The sequence below is a fragment of the Streptomyces sp. NPDC059718 genome (genome assembly GCF_042733315.1).
GTDB lineage: Bacteria > Actinomycetota > Actinomycetes > Streptomycetales > Streptomycetaceae > Actinacidiphila.
Genome location: NZ_JBHWGA010000065.1, coordinates 17,925 through 42,002, shown reverse-complemented (window position 1 = coordinate 42,002; position 24,078 = coordinate 17,925). Strand labels below are relative to the sequence as shown.

Below are 24,078 nucleotides of genomic sequence, written 5' to 3'. Positions count from 1 at the left end.
CTCGTTGACTCGCGAGTTGAATTCCGCCTACAGTCACACACCGCTTCGCTGGGATGACAAGCCCACAACTGGCCATGCCGTATGGGGCGGTAGGCCGCCACAGGGGGTTGGTGACGATGCCAGAAGCTCAGACCGCCACAGGTCAGACCCGGAGTGCAGCACAGCGAGGCTTCGCTGTGCTGCGCGTTCTCGGGCAGCTGGAAGCCTCGAGACCCTCGGCTGACGGCAGTTACTCTTTGACCGAAATTGCCGTTGCGGCCGGAATTCCCGATGCCACGGCGCACCGCAAGCTGAACGAAGCCGCCGATGAAGGCCTGGTTTTGCGCACCGAGCGCGGCCGGTACGCGCTGATGGCCTGGAACGGCGGACGCCTTGCCCAGCTGCCCCCGCTGCCGCCGGTGACCGACACGGTGCTGACGCGGGTACAGCAAGCCACCGGGCAGATCGTGATCCTGTACGCCGCCGAGCTGGTCGGGCACCCGCTGCGGGTACGCCGTGGGCAGGCCCTGGGCACCAACAGAGCCGTGATCGAGACCGCTCCGGCTTCCGTGCAGTCCGCGATTGACATGGCCCTGCTGGAACAGTCCGAACAGGACCCGGTGGCGCTGGCCATCCTGGCCCACCTGGACAACCGGCCGGCGGCATTGCCGCCGTTACTTCGGGGCGTGCGGGACCGCGGCATGGCCATCGGTCCTTCGCCCCTGACAGGCTGGGTCACGGTGGCCCTCCCGATCTGGCGCCGCGAGACCGTCACCGGTGCGCTGGCGCTGATCGTCCCTGACACACAGATGCGGTACGCGTACTGCCGCAAGCGCTACCTCGACGTCCTCACCAAGGCCGCAGCGGCGCTGAGCCACCGCAGCACGCGGTCTGCCGGCCTGGCTCCTGTCGCCTCGGCGGAACCGATGCACACCGCGGTGCCCGGGCGCGGCGGTCGCTTCGAGCGGGCTTCGGCCTGAGGTCCTGGTCATGCCTGGCGCCCGGCACGAAACCTTTCTGGAACGGTCCGACCACACCATCACCGACGAAAGTAGGAACCTTCCGGTGGCACCCTCACTGACCCTGACGGCAGCGCCGGAGCGTGGCAACAGCACCGTGCAGCGCACCCTGGCCGTCCTCGACGCCCTCAGTGAACCCGGCCCGCACCCGCTCGCCGAGATCGCTGCCCGCGCGGGGCTGCCCGCGCCCACTACCCACCGGTACCTGCAGGCTCTCATTCGCGAGGGACAGGTCCGGCAGTGCGACTATCCCCGCGGTTACTACGCGCGCCTGACCGACCCGGTGCGTACCGGCACGGTGCAGCCCCTCGAGGAGCTGCCCCTGCGAATCCCCGGCCGGACCTCGCAGGCGATCCGCGCCGAACTGGTCTCCCTGCAGGCCACGACCGGACAGATGGCGCTGCTGTACTCCCTGGTCGGGGTGTCCATGGTTCGGATGTGCACCGACCGCGTCCCGGGCCCTCACGTCGCGGCATTGTTCGCCGCTCCCCCGCCGCAGCAGCAGGCCCTGTGGCAGGCCCCGCTCAACGCCGACGCGTCCGGGCTGGTCATCCGGGCCTGCCTGGAGGACCAGCCCTCACCGCGCATGCGGATCGTCCGCGACCAGGGATACGCCGTCGGGCCCTCACCGCTCGACGGCTGGCACGCCCTGGCCGCGCCGCTGTGGTGCGGCCCCGCCGTCGTCGGATCGATCGCCGTCCTGGCCCCCAGCCGCATGGTGCAGCGCCAGGCGACCTGCGCCCGATACGTGCACGCGCTGATGGACAGTGCCGGCGTCGTCAGCCGCCACCTGTTCCGCCTGGAGACCCGGCAAGCCAGCTGACCCGCCAAGCCGGACAAGGGGGAGGACATCTGACATGAGCCGCCCACGGCGACCTCTGCCCGCAAGGATTCGCGGGCCGACCACCGGTCGGCCCGCGGCTTCGCGCAAGCCCCGCGCCTGGAGCCGCACGTAACAAACGCCTGCCGAGTGCCGACCTCGACAGGCGTTCACCCGGCCGTTCAGCGGCCGGCAGTCACCGCCCTTGCCCAAGGGCGGATCCAGTGTTCTCAACACGATCCCGCTGCCACACGGGGTTCTTGCACGCCCGAGGGGGGCGTGCCCGTCCATGATGCAGCATGCCCACGCGCGGAACCAAGCAGTTCCGCCAGCCAAAACCACATCCGTTCAACTGGCCGTGTCGGCAGCGCCAGTTGACTCCCCCGCCATAGAGCTCGTTCGCGCCCACGCCGACCAGGAAGTCGCCACCACGGCGTCCCGCCGGGTACGCAGGTACGACTTTCTGCGCGCCGCCCGCTGGGCCATCGGCGCCGGCCACCACCCCAAGGCCTCGGCAACCACGCTGCGCGTCGCCGAGGAGCTCGCGGACCGGATGAACGCCGACGGACACGTCGCCTACGGCCGCGCCCGCATGGCCAAGCGGCTCGGGATCAGCCGCCGCACCGTCGACCGGCACATCGCGTGCCTGCGCGAGCTCGGCCTGCTCGCTTGGTCCGTCCACGGCAGTCGCACCAACACCCGTCGCGCCGCGGGCCTGCCGGGCTGGGCCGGCACCGCCACCATCTACGCGGCCACCGCTCCCCCGGCCTGGGACCACGCCATGGGCCACCGCATCCGCGGCCGCGGCTACTCCGCCCGCGTCGTCGGCTACACCTGCGAAGGCCGCGAGCGTGCCATCGCCGAGGCCCGCCTCGCTGCAGCTGGCCGCCGCCGGCGTGACACCCCTTCCTGTAGGCAGAACCCCAGGAGACAGAAAGCCAAGGTAGGAGGGAAGAAGAACAACACCACTACGCGGCAGCGACGCGCTGCGCGCTCCACCTCTTGCCCGCCTCACCAAGCCGCCCACGGCGTCGACGTGGCCGCGTGGGTCCGCCCCCGCGTCTCATGGACGCAGGGCGAGCAACTGCGCCGCCTCGCTTTCGCGCTCCGTCCACTGATCGTGGCCGGGATGCCACGCGAGGCCATCGTCGCTGAGCTGCACTCCTGGTGGCTGACCTGGCGACCGAACTCCCCCGCCGCCTACATCACCACCCGATTGCGCACTGCCGCGCTCACGGCACGGCTCTCCCCGCCGGAGGAAGCGCCCGCGCCGGTCCAGGGCGTGCCGCCGAACGCGGCGTTCCGGCAGGCGCGCGCCCAGCTTCACGACGACTGGCCGCTCCCCCGCACCACCGGCGCCGACGGCCTGTCGGTGCCGGACGAACCCGCCGACCTGATCCGCTCCCGCATTCTGGCGTCCCTCGCGCAGGCCGAGGCTGCTGCCCGGCCCCCGGCCCACAGGACTGCACAACGCTCGCCGAATGGGAGGCTCTGGTCGACGACCGGACCCGGGCCACCTGGTGGAGGACGACCGACAGGTGAGCAGCAGCGGTCGTCACCTGCTGGCCTGGCGGGGTCGTCATGCCGCTTGTGGGTTGAGGAACGAACGCAGGGCCGGCGGGAGCATCCCTTCCTCGGTCAGCAGCTCCCACTGGCACCCGGGCACGGCGGCATCCACGGCCTGCAGCATGGTCCGCATGAAGAGCAAACTCAGGGTCGTCCCCGCCTGCGCCGATGTGCCCCAGCGGCGGTCGCCCAAGCCCACGGTCAGAAACATGCCGGCCAGCATGCCCCGGGCGCGCACCCATTCCGCCACAGCCTCACCGACATCGTCGTGGGCCAGTTCGGATTGCACGCGGTCATACAAGTCCACTGCCCACTCGCGGAGATCGGCCGCTCCACGCCACGACAACCGAAGGTCCTCGAGGGACGACGCGTCCACGATCTGTGCCATCAGGTCGCGCACGTCGCCTTCGGGGAGCAGCGCAAAGCCGCCGTCTGAGCCGAACACGGCGGGAGCAGTGTCGGGCACGTCATCGAAGGTGAACTCGGCGAGCGAAGCGAAAGGGTTCGGCCCGGGCGCCTGGACAGCCCGGACGACGTCACCGATCCCCTGCAGCGTGACAGCAGGGCCGCCGAGCAGTACCGCGTTGACGGCAAAAGAGGTGGCCTCCCCGGCAGACAGGAGCGACGGGTCCGGATTGCGGTCCAACTCCACAAGTTCCCGCGGCGGCCACTCCAACCCGCGTGTCCGCACGGCTTTGGCGATGCGCTCATCGACACGCCGGATCGCAGTCGGCACCAAACGCATGAGCCGTCCGGAGTCGACCTGCCGGTCGGCGATCCGCCCGGCCCGCGCCTCGGCATCCTCCGGTCCGATGACGGCTTCCCCCGGAGGGGTAACCGTCTCAGCGAAGAGCGTGAAGCCGTTCAGCTCCCGACGGAAGGCGCCCCGCACCGTGTCCTCCGGCACCGGCAGCCCGTCGCTGAATGCGAGCAGGCCCAGGTGAGCGGGGCGCGCCCCCCGCTTGGCATTGCGGGCCAGCCAGCGAGTCAGCACGAAGGCCTCCTCCAAAGGGCGTGAGGCACTGCCCCGGCCACGCCCCAGCGACATGGTGACGTTCGGGGGAAGAAGCCCCGCTCGCCGCCACACAGCCAGCTGCTTCGCCGTGACCGTCAAGCCGTATCGCGCGGCGTCGTCAATGAGCCGTTGATCCGCAGGGCTCGGTTTGAAGGGCGACATGTCCTGACGCTACGACAACGGTCACTGGCGCGGGCCGTTTTGGAGACCCCCCACCTTTGTCAGGTTGCCGAGACACCGTGCTGGTGATGTGAGGGCAGGGGCTGGGACCACCGGCGCCCTCCCCTTAACCTCACGCTTTCACGAAGTGGGTTGTCCAGTGGGTGATCAGGACAGCAGAAAGTGCCTCTAACCAGCGAGAATGAGGATTGTCTAGGCCCTTGTTCTCGCCCCTGTCGGAGGCACTTTCCAGGTGAAGAAGCGTATCGGGTCGTACCCGCGTGTCCGCGCTGAGGGCGGCGGTCGTGGGGTGGTCTCGCAGGCCGGGGCCGTGCTGCTGGTGGGCCCCTGAGGAGGATCGGAACTGCCAGTAGCGACAGAGAGTCGATCTTGGTTCCGGTTCGGTGACTTGCCTCACTCGGGCCGTTCAGGCCCTCTACGTTCCGTTCATGCCAGTTGAGTTTCTGTCTGACGATCAGGTCTCCCGCTACGGCCGGTTCGCTGCCGATCCGACACCCGGTGAGCTGGAGCAGTTCTTCCGCTTGGACGAGCGGGCGCTGGGCCTAGCCTGCTCGAAGAGAACCCCGGCGAATCGGCTGGGGTGGGCGGTGCAGTGGGGCGTGGTACGGATGCTGGGGGTGTTCCCGACCGAGGACCTGATGGTGGTGCCCGGCTCGGTGGTGCGCTTTGCGGCCGAGCAGCTGCAGGTGGACGCGGATGAGTTCGCGGCGTACGGCGCGCGTCGACAGAGCCGGTATGAGCAGGCGTGGGAGATCCGTGATGCGTACGGGTACCGGGAGTTCGCCGACGCCGAGGGCGAGGTGCGCCGGTTCCTGGGGGCGCGGGTGTGGGCGTCGCCGGAGGGACCTCGGGCTTTGTTCGACCGGGCGGTGGTGTGGCTGGTGGAGAACCGGGTGCTGCTGCCAGGGATCACAACGCTGACCCGGTTGGTGGCGGAGGTGCGGGCGGAGGAAAACGCGGCGCTGTACCGGACGCTGGAGGCGGCGGTGCCGCGGGATCTCCGGCAGGCGATGCGGGAGTTGTTGAAGGTTCCGGACGGGCGGCGGGTCTCTGAGCTGGAGCGGCTGCGGACGCCGCCGGTGAAGGTGTCGGGCGTGGCGATGGCGGCCGCGCTGGAGCGGGTGAAGGAGATCCGGAGTCTGGGCGCCTATGCGGTGGACACTGGCGGGGTGCCAGCGGCCCGAATGACGGGGCTGGCCCGGTACGGGATGGGCTCGAAGGCGCCGACGCTGCGGGACCTGGAGGAGAGCCGGAAGGCAGCGACGCTACTGGCCACGGTGCGGCACCTGGAGTCAGCGTCGGTGGACGATGCCCTGGACCTGCTGGACGTGCTGATGGCCTCGCGGCTGCTGTCGCGGGCAGACCGGCTCGGCAAGGAGGAAAAGCTCAAGGCGCTGCCGAAGCTGAAGCGGGCGGCCGGGCGGGTGGCCAAGGCAGTGGAGGTTCTGCTGGACACCGCGCCCGCGACGGTCGAGGGCGAGATGGTGTCGGTGCTGGACGCCTGGTCGGCGATCGAGAAGGTGGTGCCGCGGGAGAAGCTCGCCGATGCGCTGGCAGTGATTGCCGAGTGCGTGCCGGACGGGGACGGCGACGAGGACGCGGAGTGGCGGGCCGCGCTGACTGCTCGGTACGGGACGGTTCGCGGCTTCCTCCGGTTGTTGGTGGACGTGGTCGACTTCGGCGCGGTCGGGGCTGGCGTCCCGGTGGTGCGGGCGCTGAGGGGACTGCCGCACCTGATCGGGCGCAAGAAGGTCGCCGCCTCGGAGGTGTCGGACGAGTTGGTGAGCGGCTCGTGGCGGCGGCTGGTGTTCGCCAATCCGGACGTCGAGCCGGGGTGTGTGGATCGGGCCGCGTACAGCTTCTGCGTGCTGGAGCACCTGCACCGCTCGCTGCGGCGCCGTGACGTGTTCGCCCGCGACGGGGACCGGTGGGGTGATCCGCGGGCGAAACTGCTGGCCGGAGATCGGTGGGAGAGTGCCGAGCCGACCGTGCTGACCGCGCTCAGCCTGGAGGCGGAGCCGGCCGCGCACCTCGCGGAGCTCGCCTCCGCGCTGCACGGCGCCTTCCACCAGGTGGTGACCGGGCTGCCGGCCAACAGCGCGGTCACCGTGAAGGACGGCAAGGTGCGCCTGGACCGGCTCGGGCCAGCGCCGGAGCCCCAGCTGATGCCCGCCTTCCGGCAGCTGGCCAACAGCATGCTGCCCAGGGTCGACTTCCCCGAACTGCTGCTGGAGGTCGCCGAGCTGACCGGCATGCCCACTGCGTTCACCCACATCTCCGGCGCCGACTCCGGCATGGAGGACTTCGAGGTCAGCGTGTGCGCGGTGCTGCTGGCGGAGGCGTGCAACGTCGGGCTCACCCCGGTGGTCAAGCGAGACGTGGCAGCGCTGACGCGGGGCCGCCTGGTCCAGGTCGACCAGGGCTACGTGCGCGCCGAAACGATCTCGGCGGCCAACGGCCTGCTGATCGACGCCCAGCGGAAGGTCGACGTCGTGCGGGCGTGGGGCGGCGGGCTTGTTGCCTCCGCCGATGGGGTGCGCTTCACCGTGCCGGTGCAGACTCTTCATGCCGGCTACAGCCCCCGCTACTTCGGCCTGCGTAAGAAGGGCGCGACCTGGCTCAACGTCGTCAATGACCAGGTCATGGGCCTGGGCGGGGTGGTGGTGCCCGGCACGCTGCGGGACTCGCTGTTCATTCTGGACGCTCTGCTGGGCCGGGACGGTGGGCCGAAGCCGGAGACCGTGATCACCGACACCGCCTCCTACAGCGACATCGTCTTCGGCCTGTTTGCGATTCTCGGTTACCAGTTCTCCCCGCGCATCGCCGACATCTCCGACGCGAGGTTGTGGCGCACCCACGCCACCGCCGACTACGGGCCGCTGCAGGACGTCTCCCGGCACACGGTTCGCCTGGACCGCATCCGCGCGCACTGGGGCGACATGCTCCGGGTAGCTGGCTCCCTCACATTGGGCGAGGTCCGCGGCCACGACCTGATCCGTATGCTGTCGCGGGACGGGCGTCCGACCGGCCTGGGCGACGCCTTCGCCCACTACGGGCGGATCTTCAAGACCCTGCACCTGCTGCAGTTCATCTCTGACGACGGCTACCGCCGCATGATCGGCAGGCAGCTGAACATCACCGAGGCCCGCCACCGGCTCGCCCGCCGGATCTTCTTCGGTCAGCGCGGCGAGCTGAGGCAGAACTATCGCGAAGGCATGGAGGACCAACTCGGCGCCCTCGGGCTCGCGCTGAACGCCGTGGTGCTGTGGAACAGCCTCTACCTCGACCGAGCGGTCAAGCAGCTGGCCGCCGACGGCTTCCCCGTCACCGACGACCTCATCGCGCGTCTCTCGCCGCTCCAGTTCGACCACATCAACTTCCTCGGTCGGTACGCGTTCTTCCGCCCACAGGACGCCGGGCGCCGGCCGCTGCGCGCGCCGGGCCAGGCCGAGGACGACGACCAGACACTGTGACGCGTTGCTGCCCGGACCCAGCTGGGGCCGGGGCAGCAACGTCGGCGGGTTCAGCAGCAGTCGCTGCCCGGGTGGCAGCCACAGGCATCCGGCTCGCCGACGGGCGCCGGGGCAGACAGTCCAGGGCGCGCAGCAGCCCTTGCCGCTCCAGGCGTCGCGGCCTTCCTTGACGACGATGGCGCGATGGCGGCGATGATCAAAGCGGCGACAGGGTCGGCCCAGATCCAGCCGAGGGTGGCGTGCGGCTTGACCGGGTCCCGTCAGGGGAACTGGTCGGAATGCGCTGTCCGGCCCTGAGGCTCCTACCGATTCAGCGTGGGGTGATCAGCCGTCGAGCTGGTCGATTGTGGCGATCGACGGCTTACGGGTGCGCCGGAGCTCGACCGCCACCGATTCAGCATCACGTAGCACGCGAGTGGCATTGTGCCAGGTCAGCTTGGCGATGTCCGCGTCGCTCCAGCCGCGCGTGAGTAGCTCTGCGATCAGGTTGGGGTAGCCGGAGACATCGTCGAGCCCGGTGGGCATGAAGGGGGTGCCGTCGAAGTCGCCGCCGATGCCGATGTGGTCGATTCCGGCGACCTCTCTCATGCGGTCCAGGTGGTCGGCGACCGTCGCCGGTGTCGCGATCGGCCGAGGCGTGCTCTCCTCGTAAGCGGCCAGGACCTTCTTCGCCGCGGGGCCCGAGTCGAGGTGGTGCAGGCCGGCCGCGACGAGAGCGACCTCGGCACCTTCGACCCACTGGGCGGCCTCGGGGTGTATGAACTCCAGGACGAACGTCACCATCGCGATGCCCCCGTTGGCGGGCAGGGCGGCGAGCACGTCGTCAGGGATGTTGCGCGGGTGATCGCAGATCGCGCGCGCGGAGGAGTGCGAAAAGATCACCGGGGCCTGCGTGACCCGAAGGGCGTCGCGCATCGTGTCGGCGGACACGTGCGAGAGGTCGACCAGCATGCCCAGGCGATTCATCTCGGCGACGACCTCCTTGCCGAAGCGGGTCAGGCCGTTCGCGGCCGGCTTGTCGGTGGCAGAGTCGGCCCAGGGCACGTTGTCGTTGTGCGTGAGCGTCATGTAGCGGACACCCAGCGTGTACAGGGCGCGCAGGGTGGCCATCGAGCAGGCGATGGAGTGGCCACCTTCAGCACCCATCAGCGAGGCAATCCGGCCGCGCGCACGTGCCTCCTCAATGTCGTCAGCGGTGAACGCCAGGCTCAGGTAGTCGGGGTAGCGCTCGGCCAGTGCGCCTACGCAGTCAATCTGCTCCAGCGTTGCGCTGACCGCTTGATCGCCCTGCAACTCGGAGGGAACGAAGACGGACCAAAACTGCGCTCCGACACCGCCAGCGCGTAGCCGCCCCAGGTCGGTGTGCAGGTGGACCGTCTGGTCCGCGGCAATGTCACGGCGATCCAGGTCGTATCCGGCCTGCTCGCGCAGCGCAAGAGGAAGGTCATTGTGCCCATCGATGACGGGATGCTCCGCGAGTAACGCCCGAGCGTGTTCGAGTGCACTGGGGTCTGCTATGTAGGTCATCGAATCAGCATCCCATGCGCGGGTTGCAGGTCCCTGGCGTGGCTACCGTGGGCAGCCTCTGCGCGTGTATCTCCTCTCCTCTCCTCTCCTGTGCCCAAATTCTTCAAAAAACCAACGTTTATTGAAGATCGCCGAGCAGGCGGCCAGAAGGACCTCAAGGCCTTCAAAAACCCCTTCAGAAACCCAGGTGGTTCAACAACCCGTGACAGCCGTTTTCTGACAGGATTCCGGGCGTGAGCACGCCACTTGAAGACGTCCAGTTCGAACTCCTGGTCGCCGAGCCCGCCGTCCGCACCGAGATCCGCATCGGCTACGCCCGGGTGTCCACCGGCGGGCAGAAGCTCGACCGCCAGCTCGACGCCCTCAACGCGGTCGGCTGCCGCCGGATCTTCGCCGACAAGAAGTCGGGGAAGAACGACGCCCGGCCTGAGCTGAAGGCGTGCCATGCCTTCCTCGCCGCCGGCGACACCTTGGTGGTGCCCGCCCTCGACCGCTACGGCCGCTCCCTGCAGGACCTGATCACCATGGTCGGCGAACTACGCAAGCGCGAAATCGGCTTCACCTCGCTGCACGAGCGGCTCGACACCACCACGCCCGGCGGGCGGCTGGTGTTCCATGTCTTCGCCGCACTGGCAGAGTTCATCCGAGAGCTGATCGTCTCCGGCACCCGAGAGGGCCTGGCCGCCGCCCGCGCCCGCGGAAAGGTCGGCGGCCGACCCACCGTGGTCGACGCGGACATCATCCGCGCCGCCCGCGACATGCTGCCCAACCCCGAGCACTCGATCACCTCGATCGCCAAGCTCCTCGGTGTCAGTCCCGGCACCCTCTACAACCACATCCCTGACCTGCAGGAACTCCGCGCCTCCGGACGCGTCCCGAAGCAGCTCATCGCCGACTGACCGCTGCCGCTACTGACCGTTCCGATCCTCCCCAAGGGCCTACTCCCTGAACGGTGAAGAGCCGGAACTGGTTTTCGGTTTGTGCACGGGCTTCTGCTGGGAGGGCATCCCATCCTGGCCTGGCCATGGGCACGATCGTTTGCCAGAGCGGCCGCGCCCACATCCATAGAGCTAGGAAGAGCGCCACGGCGACAAGGACTGCGGCCAGCCTGATCAGTACAGCGCGTCGCTGCCGTGCCTTTGAGACCACGGTCTCCCAGAACATGCGCACGAGTACTGATGTCACCTCGTAAAAGCTCATGCTGACTGAGATCAGCCGACCACACCGCACAGTTCCGGGCTTGAGCGAATCGTGAGGCTGAGGCATTGCTGCTTCGCTCACCAACGATCGGAGGGTCAGAGGGACCGGCAGGCCATCTGAGTGTTCTCTGCTTCGCTACTGCTCGGCAGCCGGTCCCAGTCCGAGGTCGACCAGTGGCCACGTCCAGCGCATGCCGAGTTCATCGAGGGCTGCGGCCCGCTGCTCAGGCAAGGTCTCGCGTCGGGCCCGGGCGTTGTTCACGAAGATCCCCAGGCTGACGGTGTTCCCGTCGACCGGTTCCTTGTGACGGCGCGGCACATTCAGGTGCCCCTCCCGCCCGTGGTACTGCCGGGCGGCGGCAATGTTCAACTGCCACTTCTCGTCATTGCTCAGCCTCGCCGTCCTCGGTGCCGAGGAAGCGGCTGGCTCGATGCCGAGGACGCTGCGGAGCATCCACTGCTGTGGGACGGACAGTTTCTCGAAGGTGGTCGCGTTCTGCTGGACGGTGGCCCACCTGCCGATGTCCTCGCCCGCGATGACCAGTTGGCCGGTCTCGTGGCCGGTGACGCTGCAGCCGGCCGCAACATGGACGCGGGCCAGGGTGAAGCGTCGCTGCCAGTCGACGGTCCAGGCCGGGCACCAGGACGGGTCGATCGCTTCGAGGGCTTCCCGTCGGTGCTGGGTGAGCGCGCCGGGCGGGCGGTCGGTGCCGTCGGGCACGCTCGCGGCGAGACGGGCGGCGCTGCGCTGGTTGTGCAGCCACCGGCCGATCGGGTAGCCATCAGCGGTGATGGCGTCGTTGGCCGGCAGGAGGTGCCCGTGAGCGGCGAACCATTCCCGGGCGGCGGTCAGGCCGTCCTCGAATCCGGCGTCGAACTCTGACCACACCATGTCGAGTGAGGTGAGCTCGGCGATGCGGTCGGCGGCCAGGCGGCCAGCACGGTAGGCGCGTCGCTGTTCGGCGATCCAGATGCCGAGGTGGAAGCCCTCGTCTGGGTCGTCCTGGTCGACGGCGTCGCGGTAGGTGTAGGGGACGCGCAGGTCTCCGCCGGCGGCCTGGTACGCGATGGCGGACTCGAGGCCGCGCCGCCAGGACATCTGTGCGGCCTGCAGCACGCGCAGGGAGATGAACCGGGCCAGCATGCCGGGGTCGCGGGGTGTGGCGAACTGCAGGATGCCGGGGGCTTCGACCGAGTCGGTGACCTCGTCCGCCGGCTCGGGGCCTTCGGCGTCGGGGTCGATGGTGTCGGAGGCGGTCGCGTCGCCGTGGTCGTCGCTGGTGCTGTTCGAGGAATCAGCGGGTTCCAGCGCGGAGGCGGACAGGGCTTCGACGGCCTGGGTGTCGTGGGAGCGCAGGGCTTCCAGGAAGCGGGCCAGCGGGTCGTACGCCGGTGAGGTGAGCATCTGGTCTGGGCTCTCGCCCGGGCCGAGCATGACTGGCACGACGATGGTGGCGACCTTGCCGTCGCCGGGCTGCATTCGTAGGGCGCGTCCGAGGACCTGGACGATGTCGGGCATGGCCCCGAACACGTCGCACATGATCACGGCATCGGCCCAGGTGTCGACGCCGACGCCGAGGACTTTCGCTGAGGACATCGCCGACAGGGCGACGGGGGTGCCGGCTTCGGTGACGCCGGCGTGGAAGTTGGCCAGCCCTTCGCGGCGGACTTCCGGGGGGTGCTCCCCGTACAGCCAGCGGGCGACCAGGGATTGCGGCAGGGGCAGTGACGGGTCGGCGGCCGCGAGGTCCTTGTGTGCATGGGGCAGGCCTTCGGCGAAGGCTTTCGCTTCGGCGACCCGGCTGTGGAAGGTGAGGACGCGTTCCAGCTTGTAGTCACCCGCGGTCTTGAGCATGGCAGCCTGCATGGCGGCCAGCCGCAGGCTTCGCACCCGGTCACGGCTCTCCCCCGCAGCGACCGCCTCCTGGTAGGCGGCGTCGGCGATCTCCACGCACACCACGCGATAGGGGGCGATGATCCCTTCGTCGATCGCGGTCCTCAGCGGGAGCTCGTAGGCGACCTCACCGAACTGCTCAGGGTCATCCATGGACGCGATCAGCTTCACTGCGGACCGGCCGGAACCACCGATGGACGGCGCATCGCCGTCGTCGAGGGCATCGCGGTCACCGGCTCCTCCCAGCTCCCACATGCGAGGTGTGGCGGTCAGGCTCAGCCGCCGGGTAGCCGGGACCTTGGTGTTGTCCAGGACCGCGGCCCACGGCTTGCCGATCGCTCCGGACACCCGATGGGCTTCGTCCAGGATCGCCAGGTCCCAGGCGGGCAGGCCGAGCGTGTGGGCTTCCTGCAGGGTGCCCAGGCCGACTGAGGCGTAGGTCGCGAACACCGCGGCGTCAAGCTGGGTGGCAGTCCAGGCGACCAGTTCGGTCGGGTCGGTGGTGCAGCGCAAGCCGGGGGTGGAGGTCAGGGAGCACAAGCCGAACATGCGGCCGCGGTGGCCGGAGCGGCGCCAGGCGTCGGCGGTCTGTTCCAGCAGGTCCAGGGAGGGAACGAGGATGATCACCCTTCGGGCGCCGACCTGGTAAGCGGTCATCTGCCCGATCAGGGTCTTGCCAGAGCCGGTGGCCAGGCGGGCCTGCGTGCGCAGGCCCTGGGGCGGCACGGCTTGGCCTGGGTGGATGGTGAGTGCCTGGGCGGCACTGCCGGTGGCCGCAGTCTGGTGCGGCCGCGGCGGGACCGTGATCACGTCCTGCGCGGTCATCGACCCACCTCCTGTCCCGGGCGGCCCGCGATCCCGCCCGCAATGACCGTATCGGCACGATCGGCGGCCGCGCAGGCGGACCCCCAACGGGGGACGCCAGGTCAGGGGCGATTTCGTCGAAGCCGTCCTCTTCCAAGTCGTTTTCCAGGTCGTCGACGCCGCCCAGGCCCGTCTCGCAGAAGAGAGCGTCGTCGTGACGGATCCCGACCGGCCACAGCCCGGAGCATTCACGGTTGTCCAGGATCAGGCAGCCAGCCTCGGTGAGGAACCGCGCGGCCCAGGCGAAGGGCCGCTGCTCACGCGGCACCACGGGGCTGGTGTCGTCGTCATTGACGAACGGGGTGTAGAGGCCGACGGCGGCGCTCAGCGGTTCCGGGGTGCCGTCTTCGCTGGTGCTCCGGATGATCGCGCCGATGGTCGTGGGGAAAAGACAACGGGCGCACCAGCAGTGCGGCTGCTTCGCGGTGCCCTCCGGGTGCTGCGTTCCCCAGGCCGGCCAGTGCCGCGGCGGGATGTCCCACCCGGACTTCCTGCGGGCTTTCCGGACGTCGCTGCAGTACCGACAGTTCTTCGGCTCCTTGCCGTGCGCGGCGATCAGAACCTCGTACGCCGCACGCGACCTCGGCATCGTGAAGTAGGTGGGCGACGCCCTCCACCCCCACTGGCGCTTTCCCTCCCAGTTCAGCGGCAGCAGGTCCGGCGCCGCGGACGCTTCGAGCGCCACCTGCAGCAGGGCGTCCGTTGCTGCGACGCCGGCCGGCCACCTGCCGTTGGGCAGTGCGGCCGCGATCTGCTCGGCGGCGGCCGCGGCCTCGCCGAATCGGGAGTAGTCGAAGTGCGCGACCGGGTGGCCGTCCGGGCTGGCGATGTGCCAGGCCTAGCACCCCTCGAACGCCTGGTGCTGCTCGTAGCGTTCACCGGGTTTCGCCTTGAGCGGCACGGACCAGCCGGTGTGGAGGACCAGGCCGTCGGGGAGCAGGTAGCCGGTGCCCGGCTGGACGGGGCTGTCCCCGAAGCGGTCGGGGTCGGTGGGCGTGAACTCGACGGGTATGGCGTGGGGGTTGCTGTTCCGGTCGGGATCGCTGTGCGGGATCATGGGTGTCCTCCGGATCTCGTTCAGGCGGGATTGGAGACGAGGGCGGCCGCGGTTCTTGGAGGGATGGCGGCCGCCCTCACCTGTTCATCAGGGGATGGGCACCAGCTCGTGCTGCACCCGGTACGCCTCGGCCTCGAAGGCGGCGGCAGCCGCGCGTCCTTGAGCTACAGCGGTGTCGGGCAGCTGCTGCAGTCCGAGGTTGTGGCGCTCGCCGGCGACCAGCCGTGCGTGCTGGCCGCGGCGTGCGTACTGCACGGCATGGACCAGCTCGTGCGTGAGATAGCCGTCGACCTCGCGGTCTGTTCGAGTGGCCAGGACCGCGCTGTCGAGGAGGATGCGGACAGTGCCGTCCGGCGCAGCGACGGTCACAGCCGCCGCATCGCGGGCCTCACGGTAGGTCGTCCAGTGGTACCAGGCTCGGGCCCGGAGCGTGGCGCCCGCGCTGTTGGCGGCGACGTGCAGCCAGGCGAGGCCGGACCGGGTGGTGAGGGTGACCGTCGTGGGCGGCAGGTCCTCGCCCAAGTATCGGGTGACGGTGGCCGCGCAGGCGGAGGCCCGGGCAGGGAGTTCGGCCCGGAGCCGCCGGTGCCGCCATGGCAGCACCGCCATGTTCACCACCACCATGCCGTCACTCCCCCGCGGCGGTGCGCTCAGGCACCATGCGCACGACCCGGCCGTCGGCGAGGGTGACGATCAGCGGCGCGCCCCGCTCCGCGGCCTGCGTCACCGCCCACGCGATGTCCTTGTTGCTGTCGCTCCCCCAGTCGACCTCGATCGGCTCCCGGTCGGTGTTCCCCGGTGCGGGGATGCCGGCGGCCGCGAGGAAGCGCTGCGCCGCGGTGAACGCGGTACGCACCCGGTCCGGCCCGGCCTGCGTGCTGTCACGCAGGGACTCAGCGAGTGCGTGCGGGTCGTTCACGTAGTCGGGCAGCTGCGGCGTCAGGATCTGCGGGGCCAGAACAACGGGATGGGCGGTGGTCAGGTGCTGCACGGCGCGGGCGATGACGGCCTGTTGGTGACTCTTGCTCGGTAACGCCTCGGGATCGCGGCGCTCGGTCATGGGCTGGACTCCTGTTTTCGTCAGGCGGGACGTGGGCTGGCGCCGCGGTTCTTGGAGGGATGGCGGCCGCCGGCTGTTCTTCGGGTGGGCGTTAAGGGCTGGGCAGGCCAGCAGGGTCGGTCTGCAGCGCGGGCGCTCCGGCGACTGCCGTGCCCATGTCCTCGGCACGGAACCGCTCGACAGCCGCCCGGAACGCGGGCAAGTGCGGCTCTTCGAGGAAGTAGCCACCCGTCTTCGACCACCCCTTGGTCGGGTGGGGCGGCGTGGGGCTGAGCGGATGCGGAATGCTCGCCGACCAGTGCCCTTCCCTGGCCCCGCGGGTGATGGTCTTGCTGATGGCTGCCGTTGGGCCGTGAAGAGCGTTCTCACCGTGCGTGGCGCGGAAGTCGGAGCCGTCCACCCACCCGTTGCCGTCGACGGCGGCGAGAAGGAGGTTGATGGCGCGCGCGTTGCTCATGCGGAGCAGACGGTAGGCGCGCTCTGCTGTCCACTTGTTGTCCGGCGGTTCACTGGAGACCGTGACGCCCTCAGCCGACGCGAACAGCGCGATGACCTCGCGCGCGAAGGCTTCCGAGGCTCCCTTCATGGTGATCGTGAGATCCACTCGCAAGCCCTCCAAGAAATGGTCAGTGATTGACCATTGATTGAACCAACACTGACATGGTCTCATGTGAGCACCTGTCAATCAATGGCAGTTTGGACGTCAATGACTGGTCAATCCTGAGGTGGGAGACGCGCGTGCCCGCGTAAACCCCCTCTGAGCTGCACCGCGTCGCGGAGCTGGTACTTCAGAGAGTCGGAGTATCACTCAAAGTAGCGAACTTCATGCACTTCAGCCACGTATAGTTACCTCTGTCACCGCCTCAACCCAGAGGCTGAGACAAGGCGTTACCCCGTTCATAGACGCAGAAGGAGCCCGGTCGACCAGTCCGCGGGCTGTGACCCCTCGGGCTGTACGGGCTCCCCTGCGCAGCGAAGCAACCCACCTATCAGGCCGAAAGGTCGTGCTCACGCATGCCAAGAAACCAGTCTAGGACGCGTCGCCGCAGGCGGTCGGACGCCCCACCACGGACGCAGGCTCGTCCAGACCCGTGTGCGCACGAGGACCATTGCCGCGCCGCGACACAAGGCTTCACCTTCGGAGTAGCGCGTGAGGTGGGTGCCCACCTGGTGCGATTCCTGAATGTGTGGCTGCGGCACTGGCACTGATCGAGCCCGTGTGCCTGGTCGGCCGGGCACACGGGCTACGCCCAAAGCAGCGCGCCGACCTGCCGCTCGCGCGGCTGCCGTGTCCGGACCGGGCGCTCCCGCTTGCATCTCGGCTAGCGTTCAGGGTGCTCGTTCTCGCCGGTGGAATGGTCGTGCTGATGCGCGTCGATGCTGGCTTGAAGCGCGGCCATCAGGTCGACGACGTCTTCGGGCGCCGGGGTAACTGCGGCGCCCTCCGGTACAGGTTCGCCCTCCAGCTTCGCAGTGACCAGCTTGGTCATGGCGTCCCGGTACCGATCTCGTAGGGCCGCCAAGTCGAAGTCCTGTGAGATTGCGTCCATCAGGGCCACGGCCATCTGGACCTCTTGTGGTCGCACGGTGACATCGGCCGGCGGCGCGACGCCCTCGGCGGGCCGCACCTCGTCCGGCCATCTGAGGACCTGGATCGCCAGCATGTCCTCGCGTGCCCGCAGCAGGGCCAGATGTTCGTGGTTGCCGCTGCGCAGCGTGATCTTTGTGACGGCGGCCTGGCCGGCTTCGCGCATGGCGTCGCGCAACAGGATGTATGGCTTGGCAGTGGCGGGATCGGGACTGAGCCAATAGCCCTTCCCGAGGCGCAGTGGATCCACGGTGGCCGCGTCGATGAACCCCACGACGTCGATCTGCTTGATCGATGGAAGGGGGAGCTGTGCGAGGTCGTCTTCGGTCAGCACGACGGTCCGGCCACGGGCATCGGTGTAGCCGCGGGCGATCTGCTGGTAGGGAACCTCCTGGCCGCAGACTTCGCAGGTGCGCCGTAGGCGAATGCGCCCAGAATCCGCGGCGTGGACCTGGTGCAGCGTCACACCTTGCTCCTCTACCGAGGAGTGGACGATGACGCTGATCGACACGAGGCCGAAGGTGATCGCGAGCCTGGCGATGGACGGCATGGATTCATCGCACCCGCCGTGACACTGCCCTGCATTCCGAGTAGACCCACATGGGGGCCGACGGCCGTAGCGCCAGGGCCGGAAACGCGAAGTGGGGCCGGCCTCCACCTGGAGGTCGACCCCACTTGAGACGGTGCAAGCACCTGCTGCCCGGCGGATCAGCCGCGGACGATGTTCTCCGCCTGGGGGCCCTTCTGTCCCTGGGTCACGTCGAAGGTGACGTGCTCGCCTTCCTGCAGCTCGCGGTAGCCGTTGCCGGCGATGTTGGAGTAGTGGGCGAAGACGTCCGGTCCGCCCCCGTCCTGTGCGATGAAGCCGAAGCCCTTCTCGGAGTTGAACCACTTCACGACGCCAGATGCCACTGTGTTCGTCCCTCACCTGCTGCTGGTGCCTGCGCACTCCGCGGTGCGCCGACAGGCCTCGTTGCTGGGCCCGGCCTTGCTTACCCGATGGTCTGCGCCTCGCGCTACTGCAGGCGTAACGGCCAGGCGTGTCGTGTCGCCCGCAGGAGCCTGAGCCCCCGCTGCGGTGGATGCCGCAGCAAGATCAAGAAAGAAGAGCGGTATCAGGCGCGTGCCGACTCTGTGGTCCCGATCCGCTGCTCAGGTCATGCAGCGCCATGTGTTCTCGGGCAGCAGGGAGTGCGCGGCGAAGGGAAGCCGGACCGAGTCTCCGGGCTTGACGACTGTCTTCTTGCCCTCGTAATCGGTCTTGGACCACAGACACCAATCCTGCGTGGTCCGGTTATCAGCTTGGTAGCCGCCGCCGGGAAGACCGACCCGGCCCGTGTCGTCAGTGCCGGTGACGAACGACCCCATGGGTCCCCGGACGCCGTCTTGGTACAGGCAGAGGTGATCGGGAGTGCACGTGGCTGCGGCACTGTGCGTGGCTGATACGGGAATGAGGACCATGGCGGCTGCCGCGGCGAGGCCAATCCGGAGGAACTGCCTGGTGGGCATACTGGCGCACTCCTTCGCTGGACAGACTGACTGGTGCGTGCACCGATCATCGCGATCTTGGACATTCCGCGACAATCGCTCAAGAGAGGGAAAAGTCGCGGTCCGACGTGCGAGGTCCGTGTGTCTGCAACGGTGGGAGAGGGAAACGGGTGGGCCGAATACACGGAATCAGGCGAGGGCCGCGGGCGTGTTCCGCTCACAGCCGGGCTCGCGGCTAGCGTGGTGCGATGACCAGCGCAGATGACAGTGACGGCGTCGGGCCGTGGGTGACGGTGCGGCTACCCGATGGTCAGGACCTGCGCGCGATGGTCATGGAGCGACTGCAGGAGCACGACGGTTCCTGGTGGTACCGAGTCGCGGCGACATTGATCGAGAAGAGCGACGTCCATGGCGTCATGAAGCCGCTGCCCTCCCCGATCGAGTTCTGGGCGCCGGCTGAGGCGTGCACTCCGGTCGAAGGGGAGGACTACACACAGGTCCGTACCACCCGGGCCGGGCACGTAGCGCAGTGGATTGTCGAGCGTCGCACCCAAGTCCCGGGCCAGGAAGGACCCCTTCTGGTGGTGCACCGGGGGGACTGCGGCAGCATCCGCGGTGGCCGGGAGGACGCCACGGCCGAGCAGGCCTGGCACGTGCTGCAGCGTCCCGACGCCGGGCAGTGCCCGGTCTGCCGACCGGAGCGTGCACTGATCGTGGCCCTGCAGTAAGTAGCCCAGAAGTGCATCATTCGAGGTGGCAGCCGCAGGGTGGCAGCCGCAGGATCGAAGCCCGACCTCATGGCCATGGGCCGTCGGAGCGCGGCGGGGCCTTGTCGTACCCGGGTGCGAGAGTGTGCGGGTGGAGAACTTCAAGGTGCAGTGGGACGGGCCGGGCGGCACTCGCGTCACGTCGGTGGTGCCGTACGGGGCCAACGCCGCCGAGGACCGAAAAACGGCTCTGGAGGCGGAGGGCAAATCGAACGTCAGCGTGGTGGCGGTCCCGATCTTTTCGAAGCGCTCGGGGTGAGACCACGACGCGCTTGAGACCTGCGCCCTGATCTGATCGCGGTCGTGGAGCAAGGGGAAGACGGAGGGGGCTGACCGGCATCTGCCGGTCAGCCCCCTTGTGACTGAGCACTTCAGTTGGCGAGGCGTCCGCGTGTTCCGTGAGGCAGTGCGTAGAGCAGGTTGGCTTGAGTGTGCAGCAGTTGGCCTGGATACTCGGGCCTGGATCATACGTGACCGGGGGCGGGTGCAGGCGTGGCGGATGACAACGGCGATCAGAGCCGAGTGAGTTCCAGTGAAGGATTACCACTGCTCTGGGCCATTATCGGGTTTGTGGTCGGTGGCGTTCTGGCCTTCAAGGTGCTGTCCGCAATGGGCGTATGGGGCAAGCCACTCTCAATAGTGGAGGGCCTGATCTGCGTGGTCCTCTTTCTTGGCCCTTTCGCCGCAATCATGATTATCTCAGAGCATCTATGGGATGACGTAAAGGCCGGGAAAAGTACTAATGCTACATATTGGACAACGATGGTAGGGATCTCCGTCGCTGCACTCGCACTCGTGGGCGTCACGAGCATCGACGACCTTATTGGCCTGGCCAAGTAGGGGGGGTACCACGGACCCGGCACATGACACCGAAGGTCGTGACGGAGCCGTCGATTCGTACGCCGCCCAACCAACAGCACCCCTCCACTCGCCAAATCACACACTCACTCGCCAACTGAAGCGCTCAGTCACACCCCTCCATGCTGTTGCGGTCAGTCCTGGGTCTTCCAGCCCCGGATCTCCAGGTGAGTCAGCTGGGAGCCGGGCTTGAGGCGACCGGTCTCCACCAGCCAACCGACGATGGCGGCCGTGACATCACCGCCGGCGCGGTCGACTCGGTTCTTGAACTCCTGGGCGTCGAATCCGCCCGGGCCCTGGCCGGCGCCCAGGCTTTTGCCGTAGGCGCGTTCCTCGCTGCCGTCGCGGCGTTGGACGACGTTGCGGCGCAGGCCGGGTGAGTCGTCGCGGCGGCCAGCGTCCATGGTGAAGGCGCCCTTGCGGGCCCGGACGGTGAAGGCGAGGTTCCCTCCGACGGCTGCGGTGTGGGCGATCACCTTGGCCAGGCGGGAGCCGCCGGACGCCAGGTGCTGCTTTCCGGCCCGGGCCATGGCGGAGTGTCCCGGGGTCTCGGTGATGTCCTTGGTTCGCACGCGCGCTTTGCCGCCGACGCGTTCGCCGGGCAGCGGGCGGGCGGTACGGCGGGTGATGTCGCGGCCGGCGATCGCCTTGAGCTGCTGGACGTCCGTGATGCCGTCGGCCTGCACGGATTGGACGACGTGCCGCAGGGCGGTCTCGAAGGAGGCGCCTTTGCCCTTGGTGAAGAACTGCGAGACCAGCGAGCTATCCCGGCCGATGATGTCGGCGACGTCCTTCTTGGTGAGGCCGGCGTCCATCAGCTCCTGGGTGAGGCGTGCAGCCTCGTTCTGCTGGGGGGTGCCCCGGCGGCCGCCACCACGGCCGCCGGTTCCCCGTCGCCTGCGAGGGGTCACCGGGTCCCCTCAGCCTGCGCCTTGGCCAGGTGCTCGCGGCCGGTGTCCCGCAGCGCCATCAGCTCGGTGAGGTTGGCTGGCGCGGACAGCGGGCCGGGCAGGTGGCCCTTGAGGAGGTAGTCGCCGGGCTGCTCGTGATACGGCCAGTCGACCCCGGCGGTGGTGTAGATGGCGTCGGTCCGGAAGGCCACGATCGAGCCGGGCGGCAGGTGCAGGGCACCAACCGAGACGTTGTCCTCACGCATCTTCGTGGACAGCAGCGCCGCGCGGGCACCGGACCACACCCCGGCCGCCCACTCCGGGTGGGCGTAGGGGTCGGAGGAGTACGTCGCACGTCGCCAGGTGATGGTCTCGCCGTCGGTAGCGATGATCTCCGCGCCGGTCGGGACCTTCTGCGGTTCGTTGACCGAGACGGTGCCGGTGGTGGTGCGGGGGCGCTGAGCGAACGCGCCGACGCCGTAGAGCAGGATCGCCCGCACGCCGCGCGAGGCGAGGTGGCAGGCCAGGCGCTGGTGCTCGTCTCCGTGAAGCGAAGCGATCGCGCGCAGCCGGGTCCAGGCGGTTTTGAGTTTGTTCGCCCAGTCCCGCAGCGGGGACCCCGATTCCCACACCAGGCCGTCGAGGATCTCGATCCGCCACGGCGAGAGGTGGTTGCGCAGTGCGAGGTTGACCTCCGCTCCCCCGGCCCAGGTCACGAAACTCCTGCCAGGTTCGTTCGGGTAGGCCCAGGCGGCGTCGCCGGTGACGGGTGCCGGCAGCAGGCCGACGTGGCGCCAGCCTTCGGGCACTGTCACCCTGATCTGCCAGTGCGAGGGCTTGTACAGGGCGCTGATCTGCTCCTTCTCCGACCAGGCTCGGAAGGTGGCGGCGCTGACCCGCTGTGGGGCGCCCACTCCCCCGGTCCAGGTGTGCTTTGCGTAGGCGAAGGTGCGGTCCAGCTCCACCAGGCGGGGCAGCTGCTCCGGGACGCGGGGCGGGGTGATGAGCTCGGTGCGGCCCTGCCCGGCGGTGGCGTGCAGCAGCGCACGGATCTCGGTCGACATCACCGGGTAGCCGTCGGCCCACCTGGCACCCGTCTTGGTGGGAATGGTCCGCGACCACAGGTCACGGCCGGTCCTGGCGGGATTGCCGAGCAGGACCACGTCCGGCCACTGCTCCTTCAGCGCCTTCCACAGCTGCACGAACGCGTCACGGACGACGGCGGGATCGGCGCCCTCGACATCGAACCAGGTCCCGATCGGGCAGATCTCCAGATGCCGCCCGCCCTGCTGCCACCGGCCGACCGGCAGCCGCTCGTGCACATAGTGCCCGGCGAGCTTGTCTTTCGCCTTCGCCTGTCCCCCACCGGACGCCTCGCTCCATCCGGGCGTGGGCGCCGTCAGCCAGGCCACGACCGCGTCCGTCAGGTGCGGGTAGCGGTCCGCGTCCCGGTGCCACGGGTCACCCGCGGTGATGTAGACCCGCTCTACCGACTCCGGCAGCACCGCGGACAGCGCGGTGAGGAGGTCAGCGGCGCTCCGCGAACCAAGGTCGATCCGGGTGGAGTTGCTCTTGTGGACCAGTACGCCGCTCTCGGCGTCGAGGAAAGCGGTGTCCCAGCTGTTCTGGGTGAACCGAGGGCGCTGCGAGACCACCCGCGGCTGGACGGCTGCCCAGGCGTAACCTCGCTCGCCTGCCGGGATGGATGGCAGTTCCCGGTCCGCTCCCGGCGTCTGAGCCGCCGGGAGCGCGGCTTGCTCGGCGGGTCCGGCATCCGGCGTGGGTGCCGACGGCGCCGCGGCATCCTCTTCCGCTACGGGTGCGGAATCCGCGAGGGCAACGTCTTCGCCAGCAGGGTGCAGGACCGGGGCGATAGCGCCAGGCGACTGCACGGCGGGCTGTGCCGGTGCGGCCTGCTCGGTGGGTGCGGCCGGTGAGGTGTCCGGAGCGAGAGCGGGCACCAGGAACACGACGTCGCTGATCGTCAGCCCGGCTGCCGGGGCGATCCGGTCGGCCTTGGCCTTGTCGTGACCGCCCAGCGCGACAATCTGCGCGTCCCGCTGCTTCTGTAGCTTCTCCAGCTCACGCAGGAGCGGCGCGAGTTCCCGCTCCACCTCGCGGATCTCGTCACGGGTCGCACGCAGCTCGGTGAGGCCCTTCTTGTAGGCCTCGGCATCCATCTTTCCGCTCACTCTGGCCCCTCCCCCGCGTTCGCGGACTCCCCCGGGCCTTCCGCGTCCGTCGCGTGCTGGCTGATGTACTTCCGGACGGCAGGTCCGGGAGTCCCCAGCACCCTGCCGACCGCTGCGGCGTTCCCCAGGGCTGCGATCCCGGCCTGGAGCGCGGCTGCGCGACGCTGACGCGATGCAGTGAGCTGCGCGATCAGGTCCTTTTGAAGCGCCGCTTCTTCTCTGGCGACGTCGATCCAGTCCAGCGATGCCTGCTCGATGACAACCCCCAAGGTCAACGTCCACGGGGCAGAGGAGTTGCCCCATGCCTACTAGTGTACCCGCTTGGCGCACTCAGTGGCCCCATTAGAGACGCTGAGTGTACCCATCAGGAACACGGGTTAGCGGTGCCAAGCGGCGCGGCATGTGGCAACTGAAAATCGAACAGACGTACAGTGCGCCCGTGAGCACCAAGTACGACTTCCCTCCTGATGTGACTGGTCGCGATAGATGACACCTGGTCGAGGTGGATGACACCGGCGCCTCGTCGGCACGGCCTCGGGATGCGCGGGGCCGTTGACCGGCAGACACCTTGGTACCGGTGACAGATGGGCCGACCAACGCGAGCAAGTGCCAACAACGATGACCAAACGGTGCCATCTACCG

General features: G+C 68.9%; 20 protein-coding genes and 1 pseudogene. 7 read left to right on the top strand and 14 right to left on the bottom strand.

Going from position 1 to position 24,078, the window contains the following annotated elements; genetic code table 11:
* Window positions 1-53 precede the first annotated feature (53 nt).
* Both ACFV3E_RS41970 and ACFV3E_RS41965 read left to right on the top strand, forming a co-directional pair.
* Window positions 54-959: a helix-turn-helix domain-containing protein gene (locus tag ACFV3E_RS41970; RefSeq protein WP_500541114.1), complete on the top strand. Its 906-nt coding sequence runs from the start codon at window positions 54-56 to the stop codon at window positions 957-959.
* 85 nt (window positions 960-1,044) lie between these two features.
* On the top strand, window positions 1,045-1,821 hold the full coding sequence (locus ACFV3E_RS41965; RefSeq protein ID WP_500541112.1) for a helix-turn-helix domain-containing protein: 777 nt from the start codon (window positions 1,045-1,047) through the stop codon (window positions 1,819-1,821).
* A gap of 1,576 nt (window positions 1,822-3,397) precedes the next feature.
* On the opposite strand, the gene ACFV3E_RS41960 is transcribed toward ACFV3E_RS41965, so the two are convergent.
* Window positions 3,398-4,561 carry a hypothetical protein gene (locus ACFV3E_RS41960; protein WP_500541110.1) on the bottom strand — a complete coding sequence of 388 codons (1,164 nt, stop codon included), beginning with the start codon at window positions 4,559-4,561 and terminating at the stop codon, window positions 3,398-3,400.
* A 446-nt stretch (window positions 4,562-5,007) separates the two neighbouring features.
* Between ACFV3E_RS41960 and ACFV3E_RS41955 the strand changes: the two genes are divergently transcribed.
* Window positions 5,008-8,052, top strand: a complete 3,045-nt coding sequence (locus ACFV3E_RS41955; protein WP_500541108.1) for a Tn3 family transposase — start codon at window positions 5,008-5,010, stop codon at window positions 8,050-8,052.
* Between the two features lie 50 nt (window positions 8,053-8,102).
* Here ACFV3E_RS41955 and ACFV3E_RS41950 read toward each other — a convergent pair.
* Together ACFV3E_RS41950 and ACFV3E_RS41945 are read right to left on the bottom strand one after the other, a co-directional pair.
* A pseudogene (locus tag ACFV3E_RS41950) lies at window positions 8,103-8,294 on the bottom strand (cation transporter); the annotation flags it as partial.
* Between the two features lie 82 nt (window positions 8,295-8,376).
* The gene (locus tag ACFV3E_RS41945; protein WP_500541106.1) at window positions 8,377-9,579 is read right to left on the bottom strand and encodes a dipeptidase; all 1,203 of its coding nucleotides are present in this window, start codon (window positions 9,577-9,579) and stop codon (window positions 8,377-8,379) included.
* A 233-nt stretch (window positions 9,580-9,812) separates the two neighbouring features.
* On the opposite strand from ACFV3E_RS41945, the gene ACFV3E_RS41940 reads away from it, so the two are divergent.
* Entirely contained in the window at window positions 9,813-10,478 is a 666-nt protein-coding gene (locus ACFV3E_RS41940; RefSeq protein ID WP_500541104.1) for a recombinase family protein, read from the top strand.
* Window positions 10,479-10,914: 436 nt separating this feature from the next.
* On the opposite strand, the gene ACFV3E_RS41935 is transcribed toward ACFV3E_RS41940, so the two are convergent.
* The 8 genes from ACFV3E_RS41935 to ACFV3E_RS41900 form a co-directional block, all read right to left on the bottom strand.
* Entirely contained in the window at window positions 10,915-13,497 is a 2,583-nt protein-coding gene (locus ACFV3E_RS41935) for a helicase associated domain-containing protein (protein WP_500541102.1), read from the bottom strand.
* Between the two features lie 877 nt (window positions 13,498-14,374).
* Window positions 14,375-14,593, bottom strand: coding sequence for a hypothetical protein (locus ACFV3E_RS41930; RefSeq protein WP_500541100.1), 219 nt, complete (start codon window positions 14,591-14,593; stop codon window positions 14,375-14,377).
* Window positions 14,594-14,680: 87 nt separating this feature from the next.
* A complete protein-coding gene (locus ACFV3E_RS41925; protein ID WP_500541098.1) occupies window positions 14,681-15,217 on the bottom strand; it encodes a hypothetical protein in 537 nt (178 codons plus the stop codon).
* 4 nt (window positions 15,218-15,221) lie between these two features.
* Entirely contained in the window at window positions 15,222-15,653 is a 432-nt protein-coding gene (locus ACFV3E_RS41920) for a hypothetical protein (RefSeq protein ID WP_500541096.1), read from the bottom strand.
* A 91-nt stretch (window positions 15,654-15,744) separates the two neighbouring features.
* On the bottom strand, window positions 15,745-16,257 hold the full coding sequence (locus tag ACFV3E_RS41915) for a hypothetical protein (RefSeq protein ID WP_500541094.1): 513 nt from the start codon (window positions 16,255-16,257) through the stop codon (window positions 15,745-15,747).
* A gap of 718 nt (window positions 16,258-16,975) precedes the next feature.
* Window positions 16,976-17,791: a non-homologous end joining protein Ku gene (gene ku, locus ACFV3E_RS41910; protein WP_500541092.1), complete on the bottom strand. Its 816-nt coding sequence runs from the start codon at window positions 17,789-17,791 to the stop codon at window positions 16,976-16,978.
* 158 nt (window positions 17,792-17,949) lie between these two features.
* On the bottom strand, window positions 17,950-18,153 hold the full coding sequence (locus tag ACFV3E_RS41905) for a cold-shock protein (RefSeq protein WP_500541090.1): 204 nt from the start codon (window positions 18,151-18,153) through the stop codon (window positions 17,950-17,952).
* Window positions 18,154-18,393: 240 nt separating this feature from the next.
* On the bottom strand, window positions 18,394-18,750 hold the full coding sequence (locus ACFV3E_RS41900) for a peptidase inhibitor family I36 protein (RefSeq protein WP_500541088.1): 357 nt from the start codon (window positions 18,748-18,750) through the stop codon (window positions 18,394-18,396).
* 227 nt (window positions 18,751-18,977) lie between these two features.
* Between ACFV3E_RS41900 and ACFV3E_RS41895 the strand changes: the two genes are divergently transcribed.
* The 3 genes from ACFV3E_RS41895 to ACFV3E_RS41885 all read left to right on the top strand — a co-directional run bounded on the left by ACFV3E_RS41895 (window position 18,978) and on the right by ACFV3E_RS41885 (window position 20,336).
* The gene (locus ACFV3E_RS41895; RefSeq protein ID WP_500541086.1) at window positions 18,978-19,457 is read left to right on the top strand and encodes a DUF6233 domain-containing protein; all 480 of its coding nucleotides are present in this window, start codon (window positions 18,978-18,980) and stop codon (window positions 19,455-19,457) included.
* A gap of 130 nt (window positions 19,458-19,587) precedes the next feature.
* The gene (locus ACFV3E_RS41890; RefSeq protein ID WP_500541084.1) at window positions 19,588-19,755 is read left to right on the top strand and encodes a DUF8636 domain-containing protein; all 168 of its coding nucleotides are present in this window, start codon (window positions 19,588-19,590) and stop codon (window positions 19,753-19,755) included.
* A gap of 233 nt (window positions 19,756-19,988) precedes the next feature.
* On the top strand, window positions 19,989-20,336 hold the full coding sequence (locus ACFV3E_RS41885; RefSeq protein WP_500541082.1) for a hypothetical protein: 348 nt from the start codon (window positions 19,989-19,991) through the stop codon (window positions 20,334-20,336).
* 152 nt (window positions 20,337-20,488) lie between these two features.
* On the opposite strand, the gene ACFV3E_RS41880 is transcribed toward ACFV3E_RS41885, so the two are convergent.
* Genes ACFV3E_RS41880 through ACFV3E_RS41870 form a run of 3 tightly spaced genes read right to left on the bottom strand, consistent with a single transcriptional unit; the run spans window position 20,489 to window position 23,705 of the window.
* Window positions 20,489-21,265: a hypothetical protein gene (locus tag ACFV3E_RS41880; RefSeq protein ID WP_500541080.1), complete on the bottom strand. Its 777-nt coding sequence runs from the start codon at window positions 21,263-21,265 to the stop codon at window positions 20,489-20,491.
* Window positions 21,262-23,436, bottom strand: a complete 2,175-nt coding sequence (locus ACFV3E_RS41875) for a hypothetical protein (protein ID WP_500541078.1) — start codon at window positions 23,434-23,436, stop codon at window positions 21,262-21,264. Before ACFV3E_RS41875 ends, ACFV3E_RS41880 begins: the two co-directional genes overlap by 4 nt.
* The gene (locus tag ACFV3E_RS41870; protein WP_500541076.1) at window positions 23,433-23,705 is read right to left on the bottom strand and encodes a hypothetical protein; all 273 of its coding nucleotides are present in this window, start codon (window positions 23,703-23,705) and stop codon (window positions 23,433-23,435) included. Before ACFV3E_RS41870 ends, ACFV3E_RS41875 begins: the two co-directional genes overlap by 4 nt.
* Window positions 23,706-24,078: the final 373 nt, after the last annotated feature.

What these genes read in the sequence shown, in the direction of transcription:
- ku (WP_500541092.1), bottom strand. Translation starts at nt 17,791, where the DNA reads ATGCCGTCCATCGCCAGGCTCGCGATCACCTTCGGCCTCGTGTCGATC.
- ACFV3E_RS41960 (WP_500541110.1), bottom strand. Translation starts at nt 4,561, where the DNA reads ATGTCGCCCTTCAAACCGAGCCCTGCGGATCAACGGCTCATTGACGAC.
- ACFV3E_RS41945 (WP_500541106.1), bottom strand. Translation starts at nt 9,579, where the DNA reads ATGACCTACATAGCAGACCCCAGTGCACTCGAACACGCTCGGGCGTTA.
- ACFV3E_RS41955 (WP_500541108.1), top strand. Translation starts at nt 5,008, where the DNA reads ATGCCAGTTGAGTTTCTGTCTGACGATCAGGTCTCCCGCTACGGCCGG.
- ACFV3E_RS41900 (WP_500541088.1), bottom strand. Translation starts at nt 18,750, where the DNA reads ATGCCCACCAGGCAGTTCCTCCGGATTGGCCTCGCCGCGGCAGCCGCC.
- ACFV3E_RS41970 (WP_500541114.1), top strand. Translation starts at nt 54, where the DNA reads ATGACAAGCCCACAACTGGCCATGCCGTATGGGGCGGTAGGCCGCCAC.
- ACFV3E_RS41935 (WP_500541102.1), bottom strand. Translation starts at nt 13,497, where the DNA reads ATGACCGCGCAGGACGTGATCACGGTCCCGCCGCGGCCGCACCAGACT.
- ACFV3E_RS41930 (WP_500541100.1), bottom strand. Translation starts at nt 14,593, where the DNA reads ATGATCCCGCACAGCGATCCCGACCGGAACAGCAACCCCCACGCCATA.
- ACFV3E_RS41925 (WP_500541098.1), bottom strand. Translation starts at nt 15,217, where the DNA reads ATGGTGGTGGTGAACATGGCGGTGCTGCCATGGCGGCACCGGCGGCTC.
- ACFV3E_RS41895 (WP_500541086.1), top strand. Translation starts at nt 18,978, where the DNA reads ATGACCAGCGCAGATGACAGTGACGGCGTCGGGCCGTGGGTGACGGTG.
- ACFV3E_RS41920 (WP_500541096.1), bottom strand. Translation starts at nt 15,653, where the DNA reads ATGACCGAGCGCCGCGATCCCGAGGCGTTACCGAGCAAGAGTCACCAA.